Raw genomic sequence first — 26,003 nt, 5'->3', positions numbered from 1 at the left:
GGGGCGTGAGCCGCATGGATGCGGCGACCGAGCTTACATGGGTGAGGGCGCTTTGCTTGCGAAGCACTGCTTCGCAAGCGCCCGAACGCACAGCCGCCAGCGGCTGGGCCGGGCCCCGGAGGGGGACTTGCAGCGTCCCCCTCAACCGGACCCACCCCGCCAACCCACGGAAAGCCAGCTTTTGACGTTGACGTTGCTCCGGCTTGTAGCGGGTGCAGAGCTGCAAAGCCCTGCAACAAAACCCTCCTTGACCGTAGCCCGTCCGCCACGGAAAATTCCGCGACTAATTCTCATTTGCTGTTGCGCAGGATGCGGGCGGCAGCCTTCCAGGCCCTCCTCCTTCCATGTTCAAGAACGTCCTGTTCCAACTGCACTGGCTGCTGGGCATCACCGCCGGTGCCGTATTGGCCGTGATGGGCCTCAGCGGCGCCGTGCTGTCCTTCGAGGACGAACTGCTGCGCGCGGCCAACCCCGGCTTCGCCGAAATCGCCGAGCACCCTGCCGACGGCCAGCTTCCGCTTGAACTCAGCGAACTGGTGCCGCTGCTGCAGGCCGGCGGTGATCGCCCCCTGCAGCGCCTGCGCGTGGACGCCACCGGGCAGCGGCCCTCGGTGGCACGCTTCGCTGGTGGCAAGGAACACTGGGTCTACTTCGACCCGTACAGCGGCGAGCGCTTCAGTGCCTTGCGTGGGCAGGCGTTCTTCGATTTCGTCGAGGACCTGCATCGCCACCTCGCCGCCGGCGAGCGCGGCAAATGGATCACCGGCAGCTGCGCCATCGCCCTGCTGTTCTTCACCCTGTCCGGTCTTTACCTGCGCTGGCCTCGACGCTGGTGGCACTGGCGCAGCTGGCTGGCGGTGGAATGGAAACGCAGCGGCCGTGGCTTCCTGTGGAGCCTGCACTCGGTGGTCGGCACCTGGGTGCTGCTGATCTACCTGATGAGTGCGCTGACCGGCCTGTGGTGGTCCTTCGACTGGTATCGCAGTGCCGCCAATACGCTGCTGGGCGTCGCACCGGCCGCCAAGCACAAGGTCGCCACCGGCGCCACCCTGAGCCTGGAGCGCATCGAAGCCACGCTGTATGCCCTGCCCGGCGTGCACACCGGCTACATCGACCTGCGTCTGCCGGAAAAGCCTGGCCAGGCGCTCAACGTGCGGGTGATGGCTGGCGATCCGTCACAGCGCGGTGGCCACCATGACCGTGCACATGATCTGCTGCAGCTGGATCCGGCCAGCGGGGCAATCCTCGATTCGCGCCCCTACGCGCGCCAGGGCGCCGGCGCGCAGCTGGCCACCAGCGTGTTCGCATTGCACTCGGGCAGCTACTTCGGCATGCCCGGGCGTGTCGCGGTGATGCTCAGCAGTCTGGCCATGAGCCTGTTCTTCATCACCGGCTGGATGCTGTACCTGGACCGCCGCCGCAGCCAGCGTGCCGCGCGCGGGCTGCGCCGGTCGCTGCCGGTTGCCACCGATGATGGCCACGCACCTTGGCTGGTCGTGCATGCCAGCCAGAGCGGGCTGGGCGAGCAGCTGGCCTGGCGTGCCGCCGCGCAGCTGCAGGCCGCTGGCCATGGCGTGCAGGTACTGCCATTGGCCCGGGTCGATGCCACGCAGCTCGCGCGCACTGCGCAGGCATTGTTCGTGCTGAGCACCTTCGGCGATGGCGAGCCGCCGGATGCGGCACGGGGCGCTGCGCGGCGGCTGCTGGCACAAGCGCCCGATCTGTCGGGCCTGCAGTTCGGCCTGCTCGCCCTGGGTGACCGCCAGTACCCGCATTACTGCGGCTTTGGCCGCCAATTCGATGGCTGGCTGCTGGGCAACGGCGCACGTGCGCTGTTCGAGCGCATCGATGTCGATGCCGCCGCGATACCGGCGCTGCGCCAGTGGCAGCAACATCTCGGCGCGCTGACCGGCATCGCCACCGATGACAGCGTGTTGCCGGCCGCGACGCAGATGCACGAGTGGCGCCTGCTCGGCCGTGACCGCCTCAATCCAGGCAGCATGGGCGGCGCCATCTGGCGCATCCGTCTTGCGCCACCGGCCGATGTGCAGTGGCAGGCGGGCGACATCCTGCACATCGCGCCCCGCCACAACGCGCGGCACGCCGCTGCAGTGCTGAAGGCACATGGGCTGGATCCCCAGCAGCCGTTGCTGACTGACGGCCAGCCACGCACGCTGTTGGCGCTGGCCAGCGAGCGCGAGCTGCCCGATGCCGATGCTGCGCTGGCGGTGCAGGATGCCTGCCTGTGGCTGGCAGGGCTGCCACTGCTGCCGGGGCGCGAGTATTCCATCGCATCCTGTACGGATGAAGGTGCGGTCGAGCTGGTGGTGCGGCTGGTCCATGACGAAACCGGACGCACCGGCCTGGGTTCGGGCTGGCTGTCGCTGCATGCGCCGGTCGGTGCCAGCATCGTGGCCCGCGTGCACCGCAACCCCGGTTTCCATCGCGTTGGCGGTGCGCCGATGGTGCTGATCGGCAATGGCACCGGCATCGCGGGCCTGCGCAGCCTGCTGCGCGAAGCCGCGCATGCAGGTGAGCACGGGCACTGGCTGCTGTTCGGCGAACGCCAGCGCGCGCACGACTTCCTGTTCGCCGCTGAGATCGAAGCGTGGCAGGCCGATGGCCATCTCGCGCGGGTGGACCTGGCGTTCTCGCGCGATGGTGAGGGCGGCTATGTGCAGGATCGCCTGCGTGCAGCAGCCGATGCCCTGCGCGACTGGATGCAGCGTGGCGCGGTCATCCACGTCTGCGGTTCGCTGCTGGGCATGGCCGAAGGCGTGGACCAGGTGCTGCGCGAAGCACTGGGTGATGAAGAAGTGGAAACGCTGCTGGAGACCGGGCGCTACCGTCGCGACGTATATTGAGCCACAAGGGCAGTACCGGCCGCCGGCCGGCATGATCAGGGGCGTGCCGGCCAGCGGCCGGCACTACCGGAGCACGATCAGGCCGCAGCGCGCGCCTGTGGCATCGACTGCAACTGGAACGCGCCCACCGCTTCGGTCAGCGCGTGTACCTGCGCCTGCATCTGCGCGGTGGAGGCACCAGCCTCTTCCACCAGGCTGGCGTTGCGCTGGGTGCTGGCTTCCATCTGCACGATGGTCTGCTTCACCTGCGCGATGCCGGCATGCTGGTCCTGCGATGCACTGCGGATACCGGCCAGCAGCTCGGCCAGCTGCTGCACGCTGCCAACGATCTCGCCCATCGTGATGCCCGCCTGCTCGGCCTGCTGGTTGCCCTGGCCAACACGCGCCACCGAATCCTCGATCAGTCCTTTGATCTGCTTGGCCGCTTCGGCACTGCGCTGGGCCAGCAGGCGCACTTCCGCAGCCACCACGGCGAAGCTGCGGCCCTGCTCACCTGCGCGCGCGGCTTCCACCGCGGCATTCAGCGCGAGGATGTTGGTCTGGAAAGCGATGCCATCGATCAGCTGGGTGATGTCGCCGATCCGCCGCGAGGCCTCGCTGATGCCATGCATGGTCGCGACCACCTGGCCGACGGCCTCGCCACCGCGCTGGGCCACCGCGGCCGCCCCCTGCACCAGGGCATCTGCGCGGCCCGCGGCATCGGCATTGCGGCCAACGGTGTCGGTCAACTCGTGCATCGACGCTGCCGTCTCTTCCAGGTTGGCCGCCTGCTGTTCGGTACGCTGCGACAGATCATGGTGCCCGGCAACGATCTCACCAACGCCGGTGTCGAGGCTGGACGTCGCCTGCTGGATGCGGGTGACGATGCGGCCCAGTTGCGCGACCGTGGCGTTGGCATCGTCGCGCATGCGTGCGAACACGCCCTGCAGCTCACCTTCCATGCGCACGCTGAGGTCACCACGGGCCAGCGCCGCCAGAAGCGCCTGCAGATCGCCGAGGTTGGTCTCGAAGGTCGCCAGCAGGCGGTTGATGCTGGTCGACAACGTGCGCACGAAGCCCTGTTTTCCCTCCAGCGCGATGCGGCCGTGCAGGTCGCCATGTGCGGCGGCGTCGACCAGTGCTGCCACTTCGGTTTCCAGCAGCGTTTCCAGCGCGCGGCTGCGCCACTCCACTGCCACGCCGAGGAAATGCCCTTCGTCGGTGATGGCATTGGCGATCAACTGGTAGCGGACGCCGGCATGACCGATCTCGCGCTCCTCGCGCTGGCGCACGCCAGCCAGGCTGGCCAGTGCCGGATGCAGGCGTACCGCATCGCTCCCCACCAGATCTTCAAGCCGGAGTGCAAGCTGCTGCAGCAGCGCCGGATTGGCGTACGCCACCAGGCCTTCGGCATCAATCACCATCAAGCCGGCCTGTGCGCTGTCCAATGCCTGGCGCACGCGGGTGTTGCCGCGGGCCACCGCACGCTCGGTCTCGATGCGCGCGCGCAGGCGCTGCTGCATGTCGACCAGGCGCTGGGCCAGCTGGCCGATTTCATCGTTGGCGTTGTAGACGCGCAGGGTGGTGTCGAGGCGGTCGTCGGCGATGTCGCTGGCGAAACGCAGGGTGTCCTGGATCGGCTGGCGCACCGCACGCAGCACCAGCACCAGGCTGGTGATCAGCACGCCGGCCACCAGCAGCAGGGTCAGTGCGAACACCACGCTCATGGTGCGCGCGCCAGCCTGCTGGCGTGCCTGCGCCCTGGCCAGCGCCGCCACCTGTGCCTGCTGGAATGCGGCCAGCGCCGGCGCTACGCCCGTGGCGGTATCCAGCAGCGACTGCGCTTCCACATCCAGGCCGACGCGGGCAGCGGTATACCCCAGCAGTGCGGCCTGATACGCCTCCATCCCGGTGCGCAGGGTGTCCTGCACATCCGCAGGCAGGCCCGCCAGCGCGAGGTCGAACGGCAGCTTCTCCTCGCTGGCGCGGTCGGCGTGGGTGGAATCACCGTCGAGCAGCAGCAGTGCCTCCTGCCTTCGCATCTTCTGCAGGGACAGCGCCAGCGCGGGCCGCTGCTGCACATCCACCTGCGCCTGCAGGGTGTCGGCGGCCTGCTGCAGCTGCGCAGCGAGGCCGGCATCACCACGGCCCATCTCGTCGACCCGTTCGAACAGGGCGGCCACACCCTGCGAGAACGCGTCGGCGGCTTCGGTCAGCGCCTGCAGGGCCTTGCGCCGGCCCGCATCCATCGGCATCGCGCGCAGCGCCTGCAGATCGGTCTGCAACGCCTTCTGCGTGGCCAACAGCCGCGCGCGGTCGGCATCATCGAAACTGCGTGCATACTGGGTCTGCAGGCGACGCGCTTCGGCCACCCGCGTGGACAGGCTGGCAGCCAGATCGCTGCCGCGCTGGTAGCTGGCCTGGCTGCGCGCAGCCAGTGCGTTGGCATGGCCAGTCCAGGCGTAGACAGCAGCGATCGCCACCAGGCCCAGGCCGCAGATCCACAGTGTGGCCTTGAGCTTGTTGGCCACGCTGAGCCGATGTGGCTGCAGCCAGCGCAGCAGCCCGGGGGACGCCGAGTGCAACGCAGCAAGGCGCGTGCGCAGGGACCGGAGGTGGGGGACAACGGCCGACATGACAGACTCCAGGCGGAAAGACGCACCTGTATCGGCCTGACTCAGGACAACTTTAGCGCTTTCTTCGTCTGCGCCCCCCATCGCTGGTGGACGCGGCCTTTGTACCGGGTGCAGGCGACGGAGGCATGACACGGCCACCGCGCTTGACCTCAACCCCGGTTGGGGGAGCACAGTGGACATCCCTCCCCCGCCCGGTGTGTCCATGACGACGCTCGATGTCCCCCGCTACCTGCAGCGCCTGCAGCTGGATGCACCGCCACCGCGGACCCTGGCCGGCCTGACCCTGCTGCAGCAGCGCCACAACGCACTGCTGCCCTTCGAGACCCTCAGCTGCCTGCTGCGCGATGCGGTGCCGATCGACCTGGACAGCGTGCAGCGCAAGCTGCTCGACGAGCGCCGCGGTGGTTACTGCTTCGAACTCAATGGCGGGTTGCTGGCGCTGCTGCAGGCATTGGGCTTCGATGCGCAGCCATTGAGCGCGCGGGTACTGCTGGCCGCCCAGGACGGCGAACTGACCGCGCGCACCCACCTGCTGCTGCGCGTGAACGTAGACAGCGACGATTGGCTGGTGGATGCCGGTTTCGGCAGCCTGACCCCGACCGTGCCGCTGCGCCTGCATGATCCGCAGCCGCAGGCCACGCCGCACGAACGCTATCTGCTGCAGCGCCTGCACGACGAGGGTGATTTCGTGCTGTCGGCCGAGTCCAACGATGGTTGGCGGGCGATGTATCGGTTCGACCTGCAGGCGCCGGCGCCGATCGACAACGTGGTTGGCAACTGGTACGTGTGCACCCATCCCGATTCCAGTTTCCCCGGTCAGCTGCGCGCGTCGCTGACCGGGCCGGACTGGCGCCGCACCATCGGCAGCGGCAACTACACCGAGTATCGCCCCGGGCAGGCACCGGACAAGCGCCCGCTGCATGATGTGGGTGATGTGCGTGCCGTGCTGCAACAGCGCTTCGGCATGCAGCTACCGGACGACCCGCGACTGGACCCGGCCATCAATGACTGGCTGCAGCGCTCGCGCGCCGCGACCTTGTAGGGCCGAGCCCATGCTCGGCTGAGCTGGAGCGGCTGGGCCAACAGCAGCCGAGCGTGGTCTCGGCTCTACAGAGCAGCGCGCGCCTGCAGCGCAATGCGGTTGCCTTCGCTGTCGCGGATCTCGGCCACGCGCCAGTCGCCCGCATCGGCGGGTCCGAAGCGCAGCTCGGCGCCCGCTTGCAGTGCTCGCCCCAGGCTCGCATCCAGGTCATCGACGCCGATGTAGACGCGCGCCCCCTGTTCGGAAGGCCGGTAGTCCGCGCCGTGCACCAGCGCGATGCTGGCACCGGCGGCCCCATCGGAGAACGGCAGGTAGGCCATCCGGCAGTCGTGCAGCACGACAGGTTCGTCCACCGCGACCTGCAGCCACCGCTGGTAGAACGTGATGGCACGGTCCAGGTCACTGGCCGGGATTTCCACATGCAGGATCGGGTTCACTGGCACTCCTTGCTCGGTCCACTCAGATGATGCGCAGGGTAATCGCCTTCAGCACCGCACGGGTGCGATCGCGGGTGCCCAGCTTGTCGAGTATGGCGGACACGTAGTTCTTCACCGTGCCCTCGGCCAGGAACAGGCTGCGCGCGATCTCCTTGTTGCTGTAGCCACCGGCCAGCAAGCGCAGGATCGCCACCTCGCGTTCCCCGAAGGTATCGGTGGGCGGTGCTTCATCGTGGAAGCGGTAGCGGGCGCGTACCGGCTCGGTGCTGACCGGCAGCAGCAGGGTTTCGCCAGCGGCGACGCGCTCGATCGCCTCGCGCAGGTCTGCGGGTGCGGCGTCCTTGAGCAGGAAGCCCTGTGCGCCGGCCTCGCTGGCGCGCAGCAGCAGGTCACTTTCATCAAAGGTCGTCAGCAGCAGCCACGGCGTGGCATCGCCGCGCGCGCGCAGCTGGCGCACTGCCTCGATGCCGTCCATCCCGGGCATGCGGATGTCACTGAGCACAACATCCACGCGCTGGGTGGACAGCGCGTCCAGCAACGCCTGGCCCTCCTCGGCCTCCAGCGCCACGTCCACGCCCAACCCCTGCAACAACGCACGCAGCCCGGCGCGGACCAGCGCCTGGTCGTCGGCCAGGGCAACACGGATCGCGCTGCCGTTCATGCCGGCACCCAGGCGGTCAGGTGCATGCCGCCCTGTGCGGTGCGGGCCAGTTCCAACTGGCCACGCACTGCGGCCAGGCGCTCACGCATGCCGGCGATGCCGTTGCCCTCGCGGATACGTTCGGCGCGCTGGCCGTCGTCACGGATGTCGATACGCAACCGGGAATCCTCCTCGTTGATCGTCAGCCATACGGTGTCTGCGTTGCCATGCCGGGCGGCATTGGTCAGCGCTTCCTGTACCAGGCGCAGCACGGTCTCGGCCATCAGCGGGTCAACTATGCGCACGCACTCGCCGATCTGCAGCTGCAGCTTCGGGCGCGGGAACGGCGCGGCCAGCGCGTGCAATGCGGTGGCCAGATCGAGGCCGCGATCATCGCGCATCGATTGCACCACCTGGCGGATGTCGGTCAGCAACTCGCCGGACAGCTGCTCGGCCAGCACCAGTCCTTCGCGCCTGGCCAACACAGGGTCGGCCGCAAGGGCACGCAGGTTCAAGCGCATCGCGGTGAGCTTGTGCCCGGCCACATCGTGCAGTTCGCGCGCCAGGCGCAGGCGCTCGGCATCGCGTGCGCTGTCGGCCAGCAGCGCGCGGGTGGCCAGCAGGTCGGCATTGACGCGGGCCAGGTCATCGCGGGCCAGCGCCGTGCTGCGGGCATAGTGTGCGGTCAGTGCAGCAAAGGCCTGGAAGCCGCCATAGAGCAGCACCACCAGCAGCGGCTGGCTGAAGCCGCTGTAGCGCAGCACGAGATACATGGCGAGGTTGGCCAGCAGTGCAACAGCCAGCACGAAGCGCGGTGGCCAATGCTCGGCCAGCTGCGCCACCAGCACCACCAGCAGTACCGGTGCGGTGCCGGTACGCGGCTGCAGCGCAACCAGCACGACCGCCAGCAACGCCTGCAACACCGCCGCGACAGCGCGCACGCGGGATGGCACCGACGCCCAGCCGTGCACCACGAACAGCAGCAGGAACACGGCAAGCAGCAGCAGGCTCAGCCCGGCACCGTTGCGCTGCACCGCGAATGACAGGCCCACCACCAGCACGGTGGCCAGGCCGGCGAGGCTGAGGGGACGCAACAGATGGCGGAACAGGCTGGGCATGGCCAGATGCTGACCGCCGCGCACGCCGGCGGCAATGGGTCCGGCGCAGAAAGTGACTTCTGGCACGTCGAATCGATGACCACTGGCCCTGAACCCGGTGCAGCGCCGCACGCAGACTGGCGCCACACCGCCACACACACTTCCGGAGCCACTGCCATGATCCGCACCGCCCTGCTCAGCATCGCCCTGACTGCCCTGGCCCTGGCCGGCAGTACCCACGCCGCCGACCTGGCCGTGACCGTGCACGACGTCCGTGTGCAGACCGGCACCCTGCGCGTTGCGCTGGTCGACAGCGCCGCCGCCTGGGACGGCAAGGCCAGGCCCGTGCAGGCCCAGCAGGCGGCGCCCAGCGGCGACAGCGCCCACTTCACGTTCAAGGGCGTTCCGGCCGGCAGCTATGCCGTGCTGCTCACCCACGACGAGAACGACAACGGCAAGCTCGACACCAACCTGGTCGGCATGCCGGTGGAGGGCTACGGCTTCAGCAACAATCCGCAGGTGATGCGCAAGCCGACCTTCGACGAGGCGCGCGTCGACGTACCGGCCGCCGGCACCGCCATCGACATCACCCTGCGCTGATTCCTGCATCCAGACCCGAGGCCACCATGGACCGTCGCCGCTTCCTTCGTACCCTGCTCAGCAGCAGTGCCTGTCTGGCCCTGGGCACCACCGCGCTGCGCAGCGCTCCCGCCTTCGCCGGCGACCCGGCGCGGTTCGCGCAGGGCATGCAGGAACATCCGTGGCTGCTCGGCTGGCGCAGCGTCGGCAGCGAAAGCCTCGGCCCGGCCACCGTGCAGTTGCAGGGAAAGCTGCCGTCAGGCCTGGCTGGCACGCTGTACCGCAACGGTCCGGCGTGGACCGAGCGCGATGGCTTCCGCTACGACCACTGGTTCGACGGCGACGGCATGGTGCATGGCTGGCGCTTCAATGGTGATGGCAGCCTGACCCATCACGGGCGCATGGTCGCCACGCCGAAATTCACCCGTGAACAGAAGGCCGGCCGCTTCCAATATCCGGCCGCCGGCACCAGCGTTCCCGGTGCGCTGGCGGTACGCAACAACGATGATGTCAACGTGGCCAACACCTCGGTGACGATGATCAATGGCCGCCTGTTCGCCCTGTGCGAATCCGGTTCGGCGTTCGAAGTGGACCCGGATTCGCTGCAGACGCTTGGCCCGGTCACCTGGCGTCCGGACCTGGCGGCGCTGCCGTTCTCGGCGCACCCGCTGACCGACCACGACGGCAGCCTCTGGAACTTCGGCTCGATCAGCCTGATGGGGGGCCATGGCCTGCTGGTCTGGCACATCGGTGCGGACGGCCAGCTGCGCAGCGCCAATGTGATCGAAACACCCGAGCATGGCTACCTGCATGCCTTCGCGATGACCGACCAGCACCTGGTGTTCGTGATGATGCCGTTCGATTTCACCGGCGCAGGTGGCAGCTTCTTCGAGCGCATGCAGTTCGCACCGCAGCGTCCGGTGCGCATCGCGGTGGTCGCCAAGGATGCGCCGGACAAGGCGCAATGGTTCGAGGCCCCGTTCGCGGCGATCTACCACTTCGGCGACGCGTTCACCCGCGATGGCGGCATCGTGCTGCGCGCAGTGCGCCACGACGACATCAATGAGGCGCGCTCGCCGATGAAGGAAGCGATGGCCGGTGATGGCGCACACGCGGCCAACAGTGGCGCCAGCCTGGTCGAGCTGCATCTGGACCTGCGTCGTGGACGGGCCCGCTGGCAGACGTTGGGCATCAGCGCCGTGGAGTTCCCGTTGTTCGACCCGCGCTCGGCGAACACACGTGGCGCACGGCTGTATGCGCCGACCATCGACGGCACGGCCACTGCGCCGTACTTCAACGCGGTGGCCGCGTTCGAGATCGAGCACGGGCGCCGCCAGCTCTGGAACTACGGGGCGGACATCATGGCCGAAGAGCATGTGTTCGTACCGCGCCCGGGCAGCCGCAACGCCGATGACGGCTGGCTGATCGGCACCCTGCTCGATCCGGTGAACCAGCGCAGCGGTCTGGCCGTGCTGGATGCGCGCCATGTGGATGACGGTCCGCTGGCCCAGGCGTGGCTACCGTATGCGGTGCCACTGGGCTTCCACGGCACCTTCGCCGCGCGCGGCTGAGTCCACGCCACGCGGACACCGTTGTTGGCATGCTGGGTCTCCCTGCCCCGTGGAGTCCTGCATGTCCCTGGCCGACCACCGACGTACGCTGGCACCGCACGGTTTCCTGCGCGTGGCGATCAACCTGGGCAACCCGGTGCTGGCACAGGGCGATGCGCGCTCACCGCGCGGCCCCTCGCTGGAACTGGCTACCGCGTTGGCGCAACGGATGGGGGTGCAGGCACGCTTCACCTGCCACGATGCCGCAGCCTGGGTGGTCGCCGCAGCGGGCGAAGACGGCTGGGATCTGGCCTTCCTGGCGATCGATCCGGCGCGTGCCGACCGCATCGCCTTCAGCGCTCCGTATGTGGAGATCGAAGGCACTTACCTGGTGCGCGAAGACAGCCCGGCGCAGCAAGTGGCCGACCTCGACCGCGACGGACTGCGCATCGCGGTGGGGCGTGGCGCGGCCTATGACCTGTTCCTGAGCCGGGAACTGCGCCATGCCACGATCGAGCGGGCGGACACCTCGGCAGCGGCCATCGCCCTGTTCGACCAGCACCGCCTGGATGCCGCCGCCGGTGTACGCCAGCCGCTGGCGGCCTGGGCGAAGGCACATCCCGGCCATCGGGTGTTGGCCGATCGCTTCACCGCGATCCAGCAGGCAGTGGCGGCACCGGCCTCACGCCCCGCCGATGCACTGCGGGCGCTGTTTGAGGAAGTGGAAGCGATCAAGGCGGGCCCGTTGCTGGAGGAAGCGTTCGCGCGTGCCGGGCAGGCGGTCACCCTTGTGCAGTGACTGTAGAGTCGAGATCGAGCACCGCGCGGCGTTACAGATGCGCGTCCGCCATGTGCTGCACATGCTCGGCGGCCTGCGCATGCAGCCAGTCGCGGAACGCGAGGAAGCCGCGATGGCTGGCCGAGCGCTGCGGGTACACCAGCCAATGCGGCCACGCCGTCTTCAGGCGCTGGCTGGACAGCGCGACCAGCTGGCCGGATTCCAGCAGCAGGCGTGCCCGGGTCACCCGGCCAAGGGCCACGCCTACGCCATCCAGTGCGGCGCGATGGTGCGCCTCCGAATCATCCAGCACCGCCACGAAGCGCGATGGCGGGCTCTGCCCGCTCAACGCGAACCAGGCGCCCCACGCGCCGTCGGGATCACCGAGCAGCGGCCACTGGGTCAGCGGTACACGGTCGATGCCCCCCATGCGCTCGATCAGCGCGGGGCTCGCCATCGGCACCAGCCACTCGTCGAACAGCGGTTCCACCACCAGGCCCGGCCATTGCCCGCTGCCCAGCCGCAGCGCGGCGTCGAACTGGCGCTGCCGCTCGAAATCAATCAGGCGCTCACTCGACTGCAGGTTGATCTCGATCTGCGGATGCTCAGCCACGAAGTGACCCAGGCGCGGCACCAGCCAGGCCGATGCCATCGATGGCACCGCACTGATCGTCAGCACGTGCTCGGCACGCGCGGCATAGGGCTGGAAGGCTTCGTTTATCGCATCCAGATGCGGCCCCACCTGCTCGAGCAGGCGCTGCCCCTCAAGGGTAAGGGTGATACCACGCGGCTGGCGGATCAGCAGCGGCTGCCCGAGCCGTTCTTCCAGCTGCCGCATCTGGTGGCTGAGCGCACTGACGGTCAGGTTCATCGACGCCGCCGCGCGCGACAGGTTGCCAAGCCGGGCGGCAGCCACGAAGCCCTGGAGGGCATGGAGCGGAGGGCGGGACATAAGGCTTGAAATTCTCTCAAGTCATGCTTGCGGAAATGTCGCTTTTTGCCCGTCCATGCTGCCCGTATCGTGCAATCCACTCAAGTGGAGGCACGCTCATGAACATCTTCGGCGGCTTGTTGTTCCTGCAGGGCCACGTGGCCAGCGCCGAGCTGGCACGCCAGCTGGCCAGCCCGTCCACACCTGCCCCGCAGTCCGCGCGGCAACCGGCCGTGCCGGTTCAGCCGCCGCGAAACCGTTGAACGCTCCTCAACCTGCATACCAGCGTTGGACGTGTTCAGGCAGCCATGGGATCGGATCGATGTCCAATGCCCGACAACCGTCGAGGGCGTCACGCAGCGCGCCCTCGCCGGGGCCACCGGGGATCCGCAGGCCTTCCTCCTCGGGAAGCTGCACCGCCGCCCAGTCGTGCAGCCGGTCCATGCGCAGGCGAAGCGCGGCTCGCAGCCACCCCTTCAGTGGATAACAGCGATAGCCCTGTTCGCCCAGGCCGGCAACCGCAAGCGACAAAGCGTGGTTGGCACCACGTACCCATTCGGTGCGGCCTCCAGCCTTGTCCTGGACCGTCATCGGCGCCGGAGCGCGGTGCGCCTTGAACGGCGAACGCAGCTGCAGCTCCAGATCCCGCGCATCGCGCTCGCTTTCCGCTTCCACCAGCGCACCGGCGTCGAGATCGAAGAACTCGAACCAACGCCGGTGCAATGCGCTGATGCGCCCAAGCGGATCACGTGAGAAACCAATCTTCGCGTAGTCTTCCCACGCACAGGGGAAGACGTAGGCGAAGACACGACCGTCGATGCGGATATCCGACTGCATGTACGCAGGCTGCCTCGACAACAGCCCGCGTGCAACCGGTCGTTACCGTGGACGCTGCAGCACTTCCTGCACTGCGGCAGCCACGTCGGTATTGTCGATGTAGCTGCCGTCGTTCCAGCGCACGTGCTGACGGTAGCCGGCATCGACGCCCCGCACGCGCTTGCCCAGCAGCTCCGCGCCGGCGCCCCTGGCCCACAGCGGCACCAGCGCGTTGGAGTGGTTGCCGGTGGGGCGGAAGCTGATTCCGGGCATGCGGCCGCGACCGTTGTTGCGTACCGGCGCGAAAGCCACGTCCTGTGCATCCGGGCCCATCGGCATGCTGTTGTCGTGGTCGGTGGTGACGATCAACAGGTTGCGCTCCCAGCCACCGTTGCGCTCGATCCAGTCGACCACCGCCTCCACCGCGTCATTGAACTCCACGGTCTCTTCGATCAGCCGGCCATGCTGCGGTTGATCGCTGCACTGGCCGTAATGCCATTCGGTGCCGCACGCACTGGTATGTGCGGCCCAGTCGGTGGCGCCGCCTTCCACCATCAGGAACAGCCCCTTGGACGAGCGCTGCTGCAGGAACTGCAGTGCGCCACGCGTCATGGTCGCCAGATCGGGCACGCTGTCGATCTTCCTCACTCCCGAAGGCGTGCCTGCATCCTTGCCCAGCACCTGCAGCTGGCGCGCCTGCTGCAGTGTGTTGGCCACGCGCGGTACACCGATCAGCGGCCGGTCGGCCGGCAACCGTCCCTGCGCCAGTGCGGCGAACGCTTCCTTGCTGCGGATCAGGCGCCACGGTCCCGCCGGATTGCCGCCGATGGTGCTGCCCGCTTCCAGCTGCTGCCAATCCTGCTGCGACACCCACTCCCATGGATTCGCACAGCCCTCCGCCTTCGCGGCGTCCGTACCTTCATGGCAGGCGCGGCCGTCGACGCTGTAGCCCGGGCCACCCGTGCCCATCACCAGGTCCATGTGGCCCTGCGCCAGCATCTGGTGTGCGATGGCGTGATAGTTGCTGCGCGATTCGTTCTGCGCCGCGAACGCGGCCGGCGTGGCATGCGCGAACGGCACCGAGGTGACCACGCCGGTGGCCATTCCCAGGCGCTTGGCGCGCAGCGTATTGAACTCGACCGGCTGGCCATCGTTGTTGAAGTTGATGGCGTTGTTGTAGGTCTTGATGCCCGAGGACAGCGCAGTGCCCGCCGCCGCACTGTCGGTAGCCACCGCGGCCAGGTACTGGTAGCCCGCAAAGGGCAGGTCCTGCGCAGGAACCGGCGCGTCATCCCAGGCCTTGCCCGGGTCGTAGCCAAGCGTCTGCGCGTTGTCACCGGTCGGCTGGCTGCTCGCGTTCAAGGGAAAGGTGGTCACCGCCAGGCGCAGTGGGAAATCCGCATAGGGTGCGCCTTCACGGCTGCCGTACTGCCAGTAGGCGGCAGCGTCCCAGGTACCCCAGCCGGCACCGTCGTTGATCATCACGATCACATTGAGCGGACCGGCTTCGGCGGTGGAAACAGCCTCGGCGCGCAGGTTGGGCTGGCAGCCGCCAAGTGCGGCCAGCGCGAGCAGCAACGAAGAATGAAGCCAGCGGCGTGGAATGCGTGCAGTCATCGGATGTCCCGTCGGGCCATCGGCGGCCCACAATTGCGATACGTTATATCGTTTCAATATTTCAGCTTCGTGCAGCCGCCGCACACTATCCTCCAGGGTCCCCGCTACCATCGTCGCTTCCATGCCGTCTCCTGCTCCTGCGCGTGCACCGCTGTCGTCCATCACCCTCGATGCGGCAACTTTCGCGGTGATTCACCAGCACAACGCGGATATCGCCAGGCAGCCGGCCTCGCTGACCAAGCTGATGACCGCCTACGCGGCTTACGAATGTGTCGAGGAGCGCGGGCGCTCGTGGGGCGACGAAGTCACCATCGCCGCCGGCGACGTGCATGCGGTTGCCGACGATGAAACGCGCATGGGCCTGGTGCCCGGCGAAACGGTCACGCTCGCGCGCCTGCTGGAAGGGTTGATGATCGTCTCCGGCAATGACGCGGCGCTGGCCATCGCGCGCCACCTGGACGGATCGCAGCCTGCGTTCCTGGAGCGCATGAACCGGCACGCACGCCAGCTCGGCCTGCGCAGCAGCTGGTTCGCCAGCGTCTCCGGCATCACCACGCCGCACCATGCATCCAGCGCGCGCGACATGGCAGTGCTGGCCGCCTGCCTGCTGAATGACCATCCGCAGATACGGGCAATCACCGCGCAGCGCGCGTTCGTGCATGGCAGCTTCAGCCGCAACAACCAGAATGCGCTGCTTGGCGATGATGGCGTGGATGGATTGAAGACCGGCTACACCCAGGCAGCAGGCTTCTGCCTGGCCGCCACCGTATGCCGGGCAGTGCCCGGGCGGGATCAGCCGGTACGCCTGATCACCGTGGTATTGGGTTCTGAAAGCCGCGACGCGCGCGATGCCCTAGTGCGCGATCAGCTGGCGGCAGGATTCGCCACGCTGGCCAGCAGCACTGCCGGGGCCTGACGCCCGAAGCGGCTCAGCGCCGCTCGACCGTCGCCACGATCAGCCGCTGCAGCTCGGCCTCGGCGTTGGTCTTGTCCAGCGCGCCTGCCGCCACGGCTTCGGACAGGGCTTCAGCCGCACCGAGAATCGCCCAGCGCCCAGCAAGTGGCACCGTGCCATCGGCGGCAAACGGACCCAGCCATATGTTGCAATTGTCGATGAAGTCCTGCTGGTAACGCCGCCGCACCTCGTGCAGTTCCGGCGCTCCCACCAGCGCGGCGAGGATGCCCTGCACTTCACTGCCCTGGCTGAGGATGCAGTCGATGTAGCCGGAGGCGATGGCCGCCGCACGGTCGGCCAGCTGCGCGCGGGCGCGGCCGATACGCTCGTGGAAGACCACCGTCTGCCGCCCGTCATAGTCATCGTAGAGCGCGGCCAGCAGGCCGTTGCGGGTCACGAAGTGATCGTAGGCCACCGGCTTGGTCACACCGGCCGCCTCGGCCAGCCGTCCCAGCGTCAACGCGTCGGTGCCTTCTTCACCAACCAGCGCCCAGGCCACGTCCAGCAACTGGCGGGCGCGTTGCTCGCGGGTCAATCGGCGGCGCGTGGGAGCGGCGTTGGCGGGCATCGGCGGAACACGGCGATCAGCGCATCGGAGTGCCTATTTTACGGCCGATCGCCAGCGCGGTCTGCAGATGCGCTCCAGCCGCACCGGTATCGGCATCCAGCAGCAGGTCGGACGTCAGCACGCGTGCGCCACAGTAGTCGAAGATGCCCATGTCGATCTGCGTCTTCATCGCCGCATCGTAGCCGCGTCGTTCGACCATCGCTGCATCGGCACCGCCCAGCCCCACCAGATGCACGTTCAGGCGCTGCAGCTTCTTCACCAGCTTGCCCTGCGCATCCTGTGCGTAGGCCCATTCGTTGGTGAAGACACGGTCGATCCAGCCCTTCAGCAGTGCCGGGAACGACCACCAGTACAACGGGAACACCAGCACCAGCGTATCGGTGGCCTCCAGCCGTGCGTGCTCGGCGGCGATGTCGGCCGGTACCGCGCCGGTGCTGCGGAACAAGGCTTGGTCCTGAGCGTTGAAGCGCGGATCGAAGCCTTCGGCCATCAGATCGGCGTAGGCCACGGTGTTGCGGGCGTCGGCAGCAGTGATGGCATCGCCGATGCGATGCGCCATCGCATGGGTCAGCGAACCGGGTTCAGGGTGGGCGATGACAATGAGGCTGTGCATGGGGGGTCTCCAGAAATCAATACCTACCAATAGTAAGTAGTGATTTTCGGGATACCAGCGCCATCGATGGGACGCTGTTTTCGCATCCACCGTATAGTGCGGCGGTGCCCTGTGAGACACCCGAACATGGATCGACGCCTGCCCCTGACGATGCTGATGCTGCTGTCGCTGTTGCTGTTGCTGCCATCCGCCTTCGCAGGTGAACTCAGTCCCAGTGATGCGAAGGCTCTGCGCGAAGATGTGCGCGCCATGATGGCTGCATATGCCCGCGGCGATGCGGACTTCCTCATCGAACGTACCCATCCCAGCCTCAAACGACTGGCCGGCGGCGATGACGCCTTCCAGGCGATCACCCGTGATGCGTTGAAGAAGCAGCACAACGCCGGTGTAGTGATCATCAGCGAAGATGTAGGTGTGCCGACCCGGACCTATGCTGCCGGAGAGGAAGAAGTCTGCTTCGTGCCACGCCAATCCCTGATACGGGTGCGTGAAACCCCAATGCGCAGCACCACGTTCATGGTGGCCGTGCGCCGCGTTGGTGGTTCCGGCTGGACGTATCTGGATGGCACCGGGCTGCAGGGCAATCCAAACCTGCTTCGCCAACTGCTGCCAGCGCTGGAACCCGACGTGACCTTACCCAAGCGGGAGATCGAGGCGCTGTAGTCGCCGGCCCCTCCCGCCTTGCACGGCGTGGATCTAGCGGAACAGCGCGTTCAAGGCAGCCCCGGAGGCCGCCTGCTGCAGGCCATCGAAGCGTCCGTCCTGCACGATCGGCTGGGTCGCCTGCATCAGCCCGCCCCACGCGGCACGGGCGAGTGCGCCGCCCAGACTCACCCGGCGAATGCCGAGCGCGGCGATGTCCTGCAGGCTCAGCGACGTCGGTCCACCGACCAGCAGGTTCACCGGCTTCGACCCGGCAGCGGCGACCACCGCGCTGATCTGCTCGCGCGTGCTGATGCCAGGTGCATACAGCACGTCGGCACCGGCCTCTGCGTAGGCACGCAGGCGCTGCAGGGTGTCCTGCAGATCCGGCACGCCAACGAAGAAGTTCTCGGCGCGGCCGACCAGCAGCACGTCGCCACCCGCGCGGTCGATGGCTGCACGGGCAGCGCGCAGGCGCTCGACCGCCTGGTCGATCGGACGCAGCGGTGCATCGGCCACGCCGCTGGCATCCTCGATCGACAATGCTGCAATGCCGGTGTCGATCGCCGCGGCCACCGCCTCCTGCACCGCCTGCGGCGTGGCGCCGAAGCCATCACCGAAGTCGGCATTCAACGGCAATGGAGTCGCTGCCACCATCACGCGCAGATGCGCCAGCGTGGCCTGCAGCGAAACCGCTCCGTCCGGCCGCCCTTCGCTCCAGGCGCAGCCGGCGCTGGTGGTGGCCAGTGCCTGGAAGCCCTGCCGCTGCAGGTAGCGGGCACTGCCCACATCCCACGGGTTGGGCAGCACGAAGCAACCCTGCGCGTGCAGCTGGCGGAAAAACGCGCGCTTTTGCTGTGTGTCGGCATCGGGCGAGATCATGGAAGGGCTCCGGGGCGGCAGACCTGCACCCTAGCCCGCCCAGCGGCCACGCTCAACGACAACGGGGCGCACCTGCATGAGGTGATGCCCCCTGCTTATTGGACGCTGTGGATGCGGGTGCCCGAGCGTGCTTGCCTGCCCACACGATGCCGCCACGGAGCCCTTCATGCACCCGGACCCGCAGACCCTCACCGACGCCGGCGATGATGACGCCCACTGGGCCGACCTGCTTTCGCCGGCACGGCGCCGCCTGATCGCTTCGGCGGGTCTGGCCGCTGGCGGCCTGGCCAGTGCCTCGACCGCCGCCGCAGCACCGCGCGGCAACGACGCGGTGAACACCACCGAGCCTGGCCGCCCCGGCTTCCGTGCCATCGTGCCGCCAGCACCGGAAGGGCACAGCCCCTGGGGCCAGGCCACGGCCAGCGAACCGACCCCGCGCCCGGCCAGCGTGCGTCCCGGCGAGGCCACCCTGCCCGTGACCCCACGCGCCTACACCGACATCAAGAGCTATCACGCGCACATCTACTTCGACGAGGACAGCTTCGAGAAGGCTGCGCTGCTGCGGCGCTGGACGGCCGAGCGCTTCCCGGTGGAGCTGGGCAACTGGAACCTGGAACCACGCGGGCCGCACGTCACCCCGTCGTTCTACTTCGGCTTCACCAACGACCTGCTGCCGGTGCTGGTGCCCTGGCTGCAGCTCAACAGCCTGGGCCTGACCATCCTGATCCACCCCAATACCGGTGATGGCCGCGCCGACCACCTGTATTACGCGTTGTGGGTAAACCGCGCGCAGCCGGTGAATGCCTACAACTGGCCGGCACCGAAGCCTGGAGAACGGGAACCGCTGGAAGAGGTGTTCCCGAACGTGGTGCCGACGGTGCCGCTGGAGACGTGAGCGGGGGCGTGGCGGGGGGCAGTAGGCGTGCGGCGCACCTTGGGCTGCCCCTCGGTGGGTGCGTAGCGTGCTGCGTACCGAACGTCCTCCATCCACGCATCGCGTGGATCTATTGAATGGTGGCCTCATCCGCGCGTGGCGTGGATCTACTGCAGCACCACCCATGACAGCATCAGCCCTGCCCATGCCTGCCGCCATCGTCGGCCTACGTGCATGCATCCCCGGCCTGCGAGCCATTCAGCGCGCCTTGATCCAGCGCCCGCCATACGGCCACAAGCGCTCCGGCAGATTTCAAACGTTCGATTGAAACGCTGCAAACTTCGCCTAACTGGACAGCATCCGCCGGTTCCGCCAGACTGCCGCCCTTTCCTGTCTTCCGGATCCCATGGCGAAGCTGCTGGTCCTGCACGGCCCCAACCTCAACCTGCTCGGCACACGCGAGCCGGAGGTCTACGGCCACACCACGCTGGCCGACATCGACCAGGCCCTGGCCAGCCAGGCATCGGCCGCCGGACACGCGGTGGAGAGCCTGCAGTCCAATGCCGAGCACGTGCTGGTGGACCGCGTGCAGGCCGCACGCGACGACGGAACCGCTTTCATCCTGATCAACCCCGCCGCCTTCACCCACACCTCGGTTGCCCTGCGCGATGCGCTGGCCGCGGTGGCGGTGCCGTTCATCGAGATCCACCTGTCCAACCCGCATACCCGCGAACCGTTCCGCCAGCACAGCTACTTCAGTGACAAGGCGGTGGGCGTGGTGTGCGGCTTCGGTGCCGACAGCTACCGCTACGCGATGGACGCGGCGCTGCTGCGGGTATCCGCCACCTGATTGTCGACCCGGGCGCCCACGGCGCTCTCCTCACCTAGATAGAAACCAAAGAGGCCCTCATGGATCTGCGCAAAATCAAGAAGCTGATCGACCTGCTGGAAGAGTCGAACCTGGCTGAAATCGAAATCAAGGAAGGCGAAGAGTCGGTGCGCCTGTCGCGTGCCCCGGTGGCCGGCTATGCCGCCCCGGTCGCCGCCCCGGTGTACGCCGCTCCGGCCGCCCCGGCACCGCAGGCAATGCCGATGCAGTCGCCGACCGAAGCCTCCACCGGCGGTACCGCCAAGCCGGGCCCGGCACTGCCGGAAGGCCACGTGCTGCGCTCGCCGATGGTCGGCACCTTCTACGCGTCGTCCGCCCCGGACAAGCCGGCCTTCGTCACCGTTGGGCAGCAGGTCAAGGAAGGCGAGACCCTGGCCATCATCGAAGCAATGAAGATGTTCAACCCGATCGAAGCCGACACGTCCGGCACCATCGTCGCCATCCTCGGCGAGAACGGCCAGCCGGTGGAATTCGACCAGCCGCTGTTCGTGATCGGCTGAGGGGCACGCCATGCTCGACAAAGTCGTCATCGCCAACCGAGGGGAGATCGCGCTGCGCATCCTGCGCGCGTGCCACACCCTCGGCATCCGCACGGTGGCCGTGCATTCCACGGTCGACCGCAACCTCAAGCATGTGGCCATGGCCGACGAGTCGGTCTGCATCGGCCCGGCGCCGTCGCCGCAGAGCTACCTCAACATTCCGGCGCTGATCGCCGCCGCTGAAGTCACCGACGCGCAGGCGATCCATCCCGGTTACGGCTTCCTGTCGGAGAACGCCGACTTCGCCGAGCGCGTGGAAGAATCCGGCTTCATCTTCATCGGCCCCAAGGCTGACACCATCCGCATGATGGGCGACAAGGTCGAAGCCATCCGCGCGATGAAGTCGGCCGGCGTGCCGTGCGTGCCCGGTTCGGGCGGCCCGCTGGGCGATGACATCGTCGCCAACACCAAGATCGCCCGTGAGATCGGCTACCCGGTCATCATCAAGGCGGCCGGTGGCGGTGGCGGTCGCGGCATGCGCGTGGTGCATGCCGAGGCCTCGTTGAAGACCTCGATCGAAACCACCAAGAGCGAGGCCAAGGCCGCGTTCGGCAATGGCGAGGTCTACATGGAGAAGTTCCTGGAGAACCCGCGCCACGTGGAAATCCAGGTGCTGGCCGACGGCCAGGGCAACGCCATCCACCTGGGTGAGCGCGACTGCTCGATGCAGCGCCGCCACCAGAAGGTGGTGGAAGAAGCGCCGGCACCGGGCATCACCGCCGAACAGCGCGAGCAGATCGGCAAGGTCTGCACCGAAGCCTGCGTGCGCATCGGCTACCGCGGCGCCGGCACCTTCGAGTTCCTGTACGAAGACGGCCGCTTCTACTTCATCGAGATGAACACCCGCATCCAGGTGGAACATCCGGTCACCGAAATGGTCACCGGCATCGACCTGGTGGCCGAGCAGCTGAAGATCGCCGCCGGACAGAAGCTGTCGATCAAGCAGAGCGACGTGGTGCTGACCGGCCACGCGATCGAGTGCCGCATCAACGCCGAAGACGCCGAGACCTTCGTGCCGAGCCCGGGCACCATCACCGGCTTCCATCCGCCGGGCGGCCCCGGCGTGCGCGTGGATACCCACATCTACAGTGGCTACCGCGTGCCGTCGAACTACGACTCGATGATCGGCAAGCTGATCGTGCACGGCCCGGACCGCGAAACCGCCATCGCCCGCATGCGGGTGGCGCTGAGCGAGATGGTGGTCGACGGCATCAAGACCAACATCGCCCTGCAGCAGCGGATCATGCGCGACAAGGGCTTCCAGGCCGGTGGCCAGAACATCCACTACCTGGAAAAGCGTCTTGCCGAGCGCAAGAACAAGCCGATCGCACTGACCTGATCGGCAGCAGGTACTGGACATGAAAAGGGCGGGGATATCCCCGCCCTTTTTCCATTGCCGTAGAGCCGAGCGTGGGCTCGGCTCTACGGCAGGTGCATCAGCGCTTGTCGGCAGCTTCGGCCGGGATCTGCGAATTCGCCAGCGGGCGTACACCATTGGGCGAGCTCGGGTCGACGATCACCATCGTCTCGGTGGACCCATCGGGCCACACCACCTGGAAGGTACTGCCTGCCGGCAACGATGCGAACGGCATGCCGCTCTGCGCGCGATAGACCGCAGCGACCTGGCTGGCACCCACGCGGCGCACATCTTCCTGCGCCTTCACCGTGGTCAGTTCCACTTTCGACAGATGCCGGTAACGATCTTCATAGGTGTCGATCATCAACAGCCCGACCGCGCCGGCCGAATAGGCCACGAACAGCGCCACCCAGAACCAGAACTTGGCCCCATGCAGGAATCGACGGTAGTTCATTGCCCGCCCCTCTTGCCAACCAATCGCTTGATCCACTGCTTCATTTTCCCCGCACCTTGCCGCGAAACCGCAGCGTCATACACGAAATCACGGAAATCCTGCGTCCCATCCTGCGAACAGATCCCTCCATTCGCGCAAAAACTGTTGACCAGCACGCTGTCGGCACCACACGGTAGACCGAGCTCGCAGGCCGCAACCCGCCACGCCAGTTCACTGAGCTGTTCACCCGCGACCAGGCCAGTGAGCGCCTGGTCGCCCGCCGCGCGCACGCCCATGCCCGGTGCAATGGCCATGAAGGCCTCCGGATCGCGCGATGTGCGCACCCGCTCGACCAGGTCACGGCGGTACTCGGGGCTGTCATTCAGCGGCTCGCCTTCGGCAAACAGCGATGCTTCCGCTGCGAGGTTGCCCTGCGTGGCCGCCTTGCGGCGCTCGGCCAGCACCAGCGCGGACCCCAGCTTGTCGCCCGGCACGAAGCCGCCACAACGCTGCGCCACGCGCTCGCGCGCCTGCACCATCGCCGGTGCAGCGGTCAGGCCCAGCCCGGCCAGCACATTGTTGTCCAACCGATAACCGCCCGGATCGATGGCGTACTGCGCGCAGTAGTCGTAGACCCGGCTGAGCATCCAGCGCGCCTCGTGATTGCCGTCGTCGGCCTGCACGCGCAGGCGCTGCGCGTAGGCGTACAGATCGGTCGCATCCTCGATGTCCGCGCGCAGGTCCAGCGGCAGGCCCGAAGGCAGCGCGTTGCCGCGCTCGAACGCCGCCAGGCGACGCGCCAACGCTTCCGGCACGACCGGCAGGGGCGCCGCAACCTGCGCCGTCGGCAGTTCGCCTGCGGTCACCGGTACCGACCCGGCATGGCCGCTGGCCCGATACCCGGCCACGCTCAGCACGGCCACCGCCGGCAGCACGAGCAACCAGGTTTTCAGGGTCGGAGCAAAGGCCATTGGCGGCAGTGAGCGTTCATGGCGCACAGGAAAGCAGCAAGTTTAGCAAGGCCCGCCAGGCCTGTCTGAATCGGTTCCGTTCATCTCCAAGCGGCATCTCAGGCAATACGGAGACGCTCCGATGGTCTAGCATGGCCCCCTTTCCCGCGATTGCCCCCACCGCCATGCCGTTCCTGGAACTGACCCTGCGTTGCACCGAAGCTACCCAGCCCCGCTATGAGAATGCGCTGGAGGATGTCGGCGCACTGGCCGTCACGCTGCTTGATGCCGAGGCCGATACCAGCAACGAACAGGCCATTCTCGAGCCGGGCGTGGGCGAGACCCCGCTATGGGACACCCTGGTGCTGAGCGCGCTGTTTCCCGCCGACAGCAACGCGTTGCTGCTGCTGGCCGCGCTGGAAGCATTCGACCCGGAACTTGACTGGAGCAGCGGCAGTTTCCGCGCGGTTGAGGACGAGGACTGGGAACGCGCCTGGCTGGACCAGTTCCAGCCGATGGCTTTCGGCAGCCGCACCTGGATCGTGCCGTGGAACCATGAACTGCCGGAGGCCGCACAGGCTGCAGACGCCGCCGTGGTGCGGCTGGACCCGGGCCTGGCGTTCGGCTCGGGCACCCACCCGACCACCGCGCTCTGCCTGCGCTGGCTGGACCAGCTGGCCGTGGATGGCCTGCTGCAGGGCCAGCGCGTGCTCGACTTCGGCTGCGGCTCCGGCATCCTTGCGCTTGCCGCGCTGAAGCTGGGCGCCGCTGAGGCCATCGGCGTGGACAACGATCCGCAGGCCCTGGTCGCCACCGCCGACAATGCCGAGCGCAACGGCGAACAGGCGCGCATGCACGTGTACCTGCCGCCGGACGAACCGGTCGCCACCTACCCGATCGTGGTCGCCAACATCCTCGCCTCGGCACTAGACGCGTTGGCCGAGCTGCTGGCCGCGCGCGTGGCTGCCGGCGGCCGTATTGCCCTGTCCGGCATCCTGCACGGCCAGGAAGGTGAACTGCTGCAGCGCTATGCCGAATGGTTCGACGACCTGCAGGCGACCCAGGATGGCGACTGGATGCGCATCACCGGCGTGCGCCGCGCCTGATCGTGGTTGAATGACTGCTGGATCCGAGCCCGCACCCTGAGCATGTCCGAGCCGAACCCACCGCGACGCCCTCTGGCAACCTTCCTGCGCACCGCCCCGGAAGGTTCGCCCGTGCCTGCGACCGATGCGCGCACGCAGGAACCAGAAGAACACGCGTCGCCTGCCATGCAGGTGCCAGCCGGGCCCGCCGAAGCGGCGCATGTGGCGGCAGAGATGCAGCACGACGATGCGCCTGTCATCGTTGATGACATTGCGGCCATCGCGTCGGCACCGGTTGCAGTGCCGGCGACGACGGCCGCCGTTGACGCGCCGAGTTTCCTTGGCAGTGCGCGCCCCCGCGGCCTGCCGGCACCGCGCTGGCACTGGCTGCTGGTTGCAGGGCTGGCGCTGCTGCTGGTGCTGCAGAGCGTGCTGGCCGACCGTGCGCGGCTGGCCGCCGACGCTGGCAACCGTGCTTGGCTGGGCACGCTCTGCGGCCTCCTGCGCTGCAGCCTGCCGGCCTGGCATGAACCCACTGCCTTTACCATGACCAGCCGCGAGATCCGGCCGCTGCCCGGCCAGGCCGGCGTGCTGCAGGTGCAGGCCAGCATCCGCAACGACGCACGCTGGGCACAGGCCTGGCCCGACCTGCGCCTGTCACTGTCCGATGCTGATGGCCGGGTGATCGGCAGCGGTGTGTTCACGCCTGCGCAGTACCTGGGCGAGAACCCCGGCGCCGCCCTGCTGGAACCGGGCCAGAGCGCGCGCGTCGCCTTCCGTGTGCAGGAGCCCGCCGCATCCACCGTCGCATTCACCTTCGACTTCCTCTGAACGTGAAAAGGCGACCGGCCGTGGCAGGCCGGGCACGCTCGCGCTAGACTGGCCGCCACCACCTCGTCCGGCCGCGCGCACCGCGCGCACGGGCCCACCGAATCGGGAACCCCCTTGAACGCTGTCCTCTCTCGTCCTGACAACAGTCGTGGCGCTCCCCGGCCACCGCTGCGTGAACATGTCGCCCAATCCGTGCGCCGTTACCTGCGTGACCTCGATGGCTGCGACGCGGACGATGTCTACGAGATCGTGCTGCGCGAGATGGAGATCCCGCTGTTCGTGGAAGTGCTCAACCACTGCGAAGGCAACCAGAGCCGCGCCGCCGCGATGCTGGGCATCCACCGTGCCACCCTGCGCAAGAAGCTGAAGGAATACGGCATCAGCGCGTAAGCGCGCGCGGGTAGTGCCGGCCGCTGGCC

Annotated in this window: 27 protein-coding genes; 15 read left to right on the top strand and 12 right to left on the bottom strand. The window is 67.8% G+C overall.

Features of this window, described 5'->3' with window-relative positions:
* Positions 1 to 344: 344 nt before the first annotated feature.
* Positions 345 to 2,864, top strand: a complete 2,520-nt coding sequence (locus AC5P99_RS17465; RefSeq protein ID WP_495213366.1) for a PepSY domain-containing protein — start codon at positions 345 to 347, stop codon at positions 2,862 to 2,864.
* Positions 2,865 to 2,941: 77 nt separating this feature from the next.
* On the opposite strand, the gene AC5P99_RS17460 is transcribed toward AC5P99_RS17465, so the two are convergent.
* Positions 2,942 to 5,479 (bottom strand): methyl-accepting chemotaxis protein, encoded by a 2,538-nt coding sequence (locus AC5P99_RS17460; protein ID WP_099605082.1) that lies wholly within the window; start codon positions 5,477 to 5,479, stop codon positions 2,942 to 2,944.
* 202 nt (positions 5,480 to 5,681) lie between these two features.
* Between AC5P99_RS17460 and AC5P99_RS17455 the strand changes: the two genes are divergently transcribed.
* Positions 5,682 to 6,521: an arylamine N-acetyltransferase family protein gene (locus AC5P99_RS17455; RefSeq protein ID WP_076739652.1), complete on the top strand. Its 840-nt coding sequence runs from the start codon at positions 5,682 to 5,684 to the stop codon at positions 6,519 to 6,521.
* A gap of 65 nt (positions 6,522 to 6,586) precedes the next feature.
* On the opposite strand, the gene AC5P99_RS17450 is transcribed toward AC5P99_RS17455, so the two are convergent.
* The 3 genes from AC5P99_RS17450 to AC5P99_RS17440 are packed head-to-tail and all read right to left on the bottom strand — an operon-like array spanning position 6,587 to position 8,716.
* Complete coding sequence (locus AC5P99_RS17450) at positions 6,587 to 6,958, bottom strand: VOC family protein (protein WP_099605081.1); 372 nt, start codon at positions 6,956 to 6,958, stop codon at positions 6,587 to 6,589.
* Positions 6,959 to 6,980: 22 nt separating this feature from the next.
* The gene (locus tag AC5P99_RS17445; protein WP_005411236.1) at positions 6,981 to 7,619 is read right to left on the bottom strand and encodes a response regulator transcription factor; all 639 of its coding nucleotides are present in this window, start codon (positions 7,617 to 7,619) and stop codon (positions 6,981 to 6,983) included.
* Entirely contained in the window at positions 7,616 to 8,716 is a 1,101-nt protein-coding gene (locus AC5P99_RS17440) for a sensor histidine kinase (RefSeq protein WP_049448487.1), read from the bottom strand. Before AC5P99_RS17440 ends, AC5P99_RS17445 begins: the two co-directional genes overlap by 4 nt.
* A gap of 156 nt (positions 8,717 to 8,872) precedes the next feature.
* Between AC5P99_RS17440 and AC5P99_RS17435 the strand changes: the two genes are divergently transcribed.
* From AC5P99_RS17435 to AC5P99_RS17425, 3 genes are all read left to right on the top strand, one after another.
* Positions 8,873 to 9,295: a DUF2141 domain-containing protein gene (locus AC5P99_RS17435; RefSeq protein WP_495213365.1), complete on the top strand. Its 423-nt coding sequence runs from the start codon at positions 8,873 to 8,875 to the stop codon at positions 9,293 to 9,295.
* Positions 9,296 to 9,321: 26 nt separating this feature from the next.
* Positions 9,322 to 10,845, top strand: coding sequence for a carotenoid oxygenase family protein (locus AC5P99_RS17430; protein WP_495213364.1), 1,524 nt, complete (start codon positions 9,322 to 9,324; stop codon positions 10,843 to 10,845).
* A 61-nt stretch (positions 10,846 to 10,906) separates the two neighbouring features.
* Complete coding sequence (locus tag AC5P99_RS17425) at positions 10,907 to 11,623, top strand: ABC transporter substrate-binding protein (RefSeq protein WP_495213363.1); 717 nt, start codon at positions 10,907 to 10,909, stop codon at positions 11,621 to 11,623.
* Positions 11,624 to 11,654: 31 nt separating this feature from the next.
* On the opposite strand, the gene AC5P99_RS17420 is transcribed toward AC5P99_RS17425, so the two are convergent.
* Entirely contained in the window at positions 11,655 to 12,554 is a 900-nt protein-coding gene (locus AC5P99_RS17420; RefSeq protein ID WP_005411241.1) for a LysR substrate-binding domain-containing protein, read from the bottom strand.
* A gap of 98 nt (positions 12,555 to 12,652) precedes the next feature.
* Here AC5P99_RS17420 and AC5P99_RS17415 point away from each other — a divergent pair, with 98 nt between their 5' ends.
* Positions 12,653 to 12,796 (top strand): hypothetical protein, encoded by a 144-nt coding sequence (locus AC5P99_RS17415; RefSeq protein WP_169448980.1) that lies wholly within the window; start codon positions 12,653 to 12,655, stop codon positions 12,794 to 12,796.
* Positions 12,797 to 12,803: 7 nt separating this feature from the next.
* Here the strand turns inward: AC5P99_RS17415 and AC5P99_RS17410 are convergent, their stop codons facing one another.
* Together AC5P99_RS17410 and AC5P99_RS17405 are read right to left on the bottom strand one after the other, a co-directional pair.
* Positions 12,804 to 13,370, bottom strand: coding sequence for a GIY-YIG nuclease family protein (locus AC5P99_RS17410; RefSeq protein WP_495213362.1), 567 nt, complete (start codon positions 13,368 to 13,370; stop codon positions 12,804 to 12,806).
* Positions 13,371 to 13,412: 42 nt separating this feature from the next.
* Complete coding sequence (locus AC5P99_RS17405) at positions 13,413 to 14,966, bottom strand: alkaline phosphatase (RefSeq protein WP_329753502.1); 1,554 nt, start codon at positions 14,964 to 14,966, stop codon at positions 13,413 to 13,415.
* A gap of 121 nt (positions 14,967 to 15,087) precedes the next feature.
* On the opposite strand from AC5P99_RS17405, the gene AC5P99_RS17400 reads away from it, so the two are divergent.
* The gene (locus AC5P99_RS17400; RefSeq protein WP_495213361.1) at positions 15,088 to 15,882 is read left to right on the top strand and encodes a D-alanyl-D-alanine carboxypeptidase family protein; all 795 of its coding nucleotides are present in this window, start codon (positions 15,088 to 15,090) and stop codon (positions 15,880 to 15,882) included.
* A gap of 13 nt (positions 15,883 to 15,895) precedes the next feature.
* Here the strand turns inward: AC5P99_RS17400 and AC5P99_RS17395 are convergent, their stop codons facing one another.
* Positions 15,896 to 16,489 (bottom strand): TetR/AcrR family transcriptional regulator, encoded by a 594-nt coding sequence (locus AC5P99_RS17395; RefSeq protein WP_049460171.1) that lies wholly within the window; start codon positions 16,487 to 16,489, stop codon positions 15,896 to 15,898.
* 16 nt (positions 16,490 to 16,505) lie between these two features.
* Entirely contained in the window at positions 16,506 to 17,102 is a 597-nt protein-coding gene (locus AC5P99_RS17390; RefSeq protein WP_005411247.1) for an NAD(P)H-dependent oxidoreductase, read from the bottom strand.
* 126 nt (positions 17,103 to 17,228) lie between these two features.
* On the opposite strand from AC5P99_RS17390, the gene AC5P99_RS17385 reads away from it, so the two are divergent.
* Positions 17,229 to 17,765: a hypothetical protein gene (locus AC5P99_RS17385; RefSeq protein ID WP_005414649.1), complete on the top strand. Its 537-nt coding sequence runs from the start codon at positions 17,229 to 17,231 to the stop codon at positions 17,763 to 17,765.
* 33 nt (positions 17,766 to 17,798) lie between these two features.
* Here the strand turns inward: AC5P99_RS17385 and AC5P99_RS17380 are convergent, their stop codons facing one another.
* Positions 17,799 to 18,626 carry an isocitrate lyase/PEP mutase family protein gene (locus AC5P99_RS17380; RefSeq protein ID WP_065183227.1) on the bottom strand — a complete coding sequence of 276 codons (828 nt, stop codon included), beginning with the start codon at positions 18,624 to 18,626 and terminating at the stop codon, positions 17,799 to 17,801.
* Positions 18,627 to 18,792: 166 nt separating this feature from the next.
* Here AC5P99_RS17380 and AC5P99_RS17375 point away from each other — a divergent pair, with 166 nt between their 5' ends.
* The 4 genes from AC5P99_RS17375 to accC all read left to right on the top strand — a co-directional run bounded on the left by AC5P99_RS17375 (position 18,793) and on the right by accC (position 22,267).
* Positions 18,793 to 19,521, top strand: a complete 729-nt coding sequence (locus AC5P99_RS17375) for a DOPA 4,5-dioxygenase family protein (RefSeq protein ID WP_005411250.1) — start codon at positions 18,793 to 18,795, stop codon at positions 19,519 to 19,521.
* 385 nt (positions 19,522 to 19,906) lie between these two features.
* A complete protein-coding gene (gene aroQ, locus AC5P99_RS17370) occupies positions 19,907 to 20,350 on the top strand; it encodes a type II 3-dehydroquinate dehydratase (protein ID WP_005411251.1) in 444 nt (147 codons plus the stop codon).
* A gap of 59 nt (positions 20,351 to 20,409) precedes the next feature.
* Complete coding sequence (accB, locus tag AC5P99_RS17365) at positions 20,410 to 20,889, top strand: acetyl-CoA carboxylase biotin carboxyl carrier protein (protein WP_005411252.1); 480 nt, start codon at positions 20,410 to 20,412, stop codon at positions 20,887 to 20,889.
* Positions 20,890 to 20,899: 10 nt separating this feature from the next.
* Positions 20,900 to 22,267 (top strand): acetyl-CoA carboxylase biotin carboxylase subunit, encoded by a 1,368-nt coding sequence (gene accC / locus AC5P99_RS17360; RefSeq protein WP_005411253.1) that lies wholly within the window; start codon positions 20,900 to 20,902, stop codon positions 22,265 to 22,267.
* Positions 22,268 to 22,364: 97 nt separating this feature from the next.
* Here the strand turns inward: accC and AC5P99_RS17355 are convergent, their stop codons facing one another.
* Positions 22,365 to 22,739, bottom strand: coding sequence for a hypothetical protein (locus tag AC5P99_RS17355; RefSeq protein WP_005411254.1), 375 nt, complete (start codon positions 22,737 to 22,739; stop codon positions 22,365 to 22,367).
* Positions 22,736 to 23,689, bottom strand: coding sequence for a hypothetical protein (locus AC5P99_RS17350; protein WP_495213360.1), 954 nt, complete (start codon positions 23,687 to 23,689; stop codon positions 22,736 to 22,738). Before AC5P99_RS17350 ends, AC5P99_RS17355 begins: the two co-directional genes overlap by 4 nt.
* Positions 23,690 to 23,853: 164 nt before the next feature.
* Between AC5P99_RS17350 and prmA the strand changes: the two genes are divergently transcribed.
* From prmA to fis, 3 genes are all read left to right on the top strand, one after another.
* Positions 23,854 to 24,774 carry a 50S ribosomal protein L11 methyltransferase gene (gene prmA, locus AC5P99_RS17345; protein WP_012481409.1) on the top strand — a complete coding sequence of 307 codons (921 nt, stop codon included), beginning with the start codon at positions 23,854 to 23,856 and terminating at the stop codon, positions 24,772 to 24,774.
* Positions 24,775 to 24,816: 42 nt separating this feature from the next.
* Entirely contained in the window at positions 24,817 to 25,584 is a 768-nt protein-coding gene (locus AC5P99_RS17340; protein WP_049395358.1) for a DUF3426 domain-containing protein, read from the top strand.
* Positions 25,585 to 25,698: 114 nt separating this feature from the next.
* On the top strand, positions 25,699 to 25,974 hold the full coding sequence (gene fis / locus AC5P99_RS17335; RefSeq protein WP_005419706.1) for a DNA-binding transcriptional regulator Fis: 276 nt from the start codon (positions 25,699 to 25,701) through the stop codon (positions 25,972 to 25,974).
* Positions 25,975 to 26,003: the final 29 nt, after the last annotated feature.

It is taken from the genome of Stenotrophomonas sp. YJH_SMC_80 (assembly GCF_059372495.1).
The sequence above is the reverse complement of the archived record's forward strand: the minus strand, read 5'-3'. Positions and strand labels throughout refer to the sequence as shown.

Coding starts and splice junctions, on each gene's coding strand:
- AC5P99_RS17465 (WP_495213366.1), top strand. CDS start 345: ATGTTCAAGAACGTCCTGTTCCAACTGCACTGGCTGCTGGGCATCACC.
- AC5P99_RS17460 (WP_099605082.1), bottom strand. CDS start 5,479: ATGTCGGCCGTTGTCCCCCACCTCCGGTCCCTGCGCACGCGCCTTGCT.
- AC5P99_RS17455 (WP_076739652.1), top strand. CDS start 5,682: ATGACGACGCTCGATGTCCCCCGCTACCTGCAGCGCCTGCAGCTGGAT.
- AC5P99_RS17445 (WP_005411236.1), bottom strand. CDS start 7,619: ATGAACGGCAGCGCGATCCGTGTTGCCCTGGCCGACGACCAGGCGCTG.
- AC5P99_RS17440 (WP_049448487.1), bottom strand. CDS start 8,716: ATGCCCAGCCTGTTCCGCCATCTGTTGCGTCCCCTCAGCCTCGCCGGC.
- AC5P99_RS17435 (WP_495213365.1), top strand. CDS start 8,873: ATGATCCGCACCGCCCTGCTCAGCATCGCCCTGACTGCCCTGGCCCTG.
- AC5P99_RS17430 (WP_495213364.1), top strand. CDS start 9,322: ATGGACCGTCGCCGCTTCCTTCGTACCCTGCTCAGCAGCAGTGCCTGT.
- AC5P99_RS17425 (WP_495213363.1), top strand. CDS start 10,907: ATGTCCCTGGCCGACCACCGACGTACGCTGGCACCGCACGGTTTCCTG.
- AC5P99_RS17420 (WP_005411241.1), bottom strand. CDS start 12,554: ATGTCCCGCCCTCCGCTCCATGCCCTCCAGGGCTTCGTGGCTGCCGCC.
- AC5P99_RS17415 (WP_169448980.1), top strand. CDS start 12,653: ATGAACATCTTCGGCGGCTTGTTGTTCCTGCAGGGCCACGTGGCCAGC.
- AC5P99_RS17410 (WP_495213362.1), bottom strand. CDS start 13,370: ATGCAGTCGGATATCCGCATCGACGGTCGTGTCTTCGCCTACGTCTTC.
- AC5P99_RS17405 (WP_329753502.1), bottom strand. CDS start 14,966: ATGACTGCACGCATTCCACGCCGCTGGCTTCATTCTTCGTTGCTGCTC.
- AC5P99_RS17400 (WP_495213361.1), top strand. CDS start 15,088: ATGCCGTCTCCTGCTCCTGCGCGTGCACCGCTGTCGTCCATCACCCTC.
- AC5P99_RS17395 (WP_049460171.1), bottom strand. CDS start 16,489: ATGCCCGCCAACGCCGCTCCCACGCGCCGCCGATTGACCCGCGAGCAA.
- AC5P99_RS17390 (WP_005411247.1), bottom strand. CDS start 17,102: ATGCACAGCCTCATTGTCATCGCCCACCCTGAACCCGGTTCGCTGACC.
- AC5P99_RS17385 (WP_005414649.1), top strand. CDS start 17,229: ATGGATCGACGCCTGCCCCTGACGATGCTGATGCTGCTGTCGCTGTTG.
- AC5P99_RS17380 (WP_065183227.1), bottom strand. CDS start 18,626: ATGATCTCGCCCGATGCCGACACACAGCAAAAGCGCGCGTTTTTCCGC.
- AC5P99_RS17375 (WP_005411250.1), top strand. CDS start 18,793: ATGCACCCGGACCCGCAGACCCTCACCGACGCCGGCGATGATGACGCC.
- aroQ (WP_005411251.1), top strand. CDS start 19,907: ATGGCGAAGCTGCTGGTCCTGCACGGCCCCAACCTCAACCTGCTCGGC.
- accB (WP_005411252.1), top strand. CDS start 20,410: ATGGATCTGCGCAAAATCAAGAAGCTGATCGACCTGCTGGAAGAGTCG.
- accC (WP_005411253.1), top strand. CDS start 20,900: ATGCTCGACAAAGTCGTCATCGCCAACCGAGGGGAGATCGCGCTGCGC.
- AC5P99_RS17355 (WP_005411254.1), bottom strand. CDS start 22,739: ATGAACTACCGTCGATTCCTGCATGGGGCCAAGTTCTGGTTCTGGGTG.
- AC5P99_RS17350 (WP_495213360.1), bottom strand. CDS start 23,689: ATGGCCTTTGCTCCGACCCTGAAAACCTGGTTGCTCGTGCTGCCGGCG.
- prmA (WP_012481409.1), top strand. CDS start 23,854: ATGCCGTTCCTGGAACTGACCCTGCGTTGCACCGAAGCTACCCAGCCC.
- AC5P99_RS17340 (WP_049395358.1), top strand. CDS start 24,817: ATGTCCGAGCCGAACCCACCGCGACGCCCTCTGGCAACCTTCCTGCGC.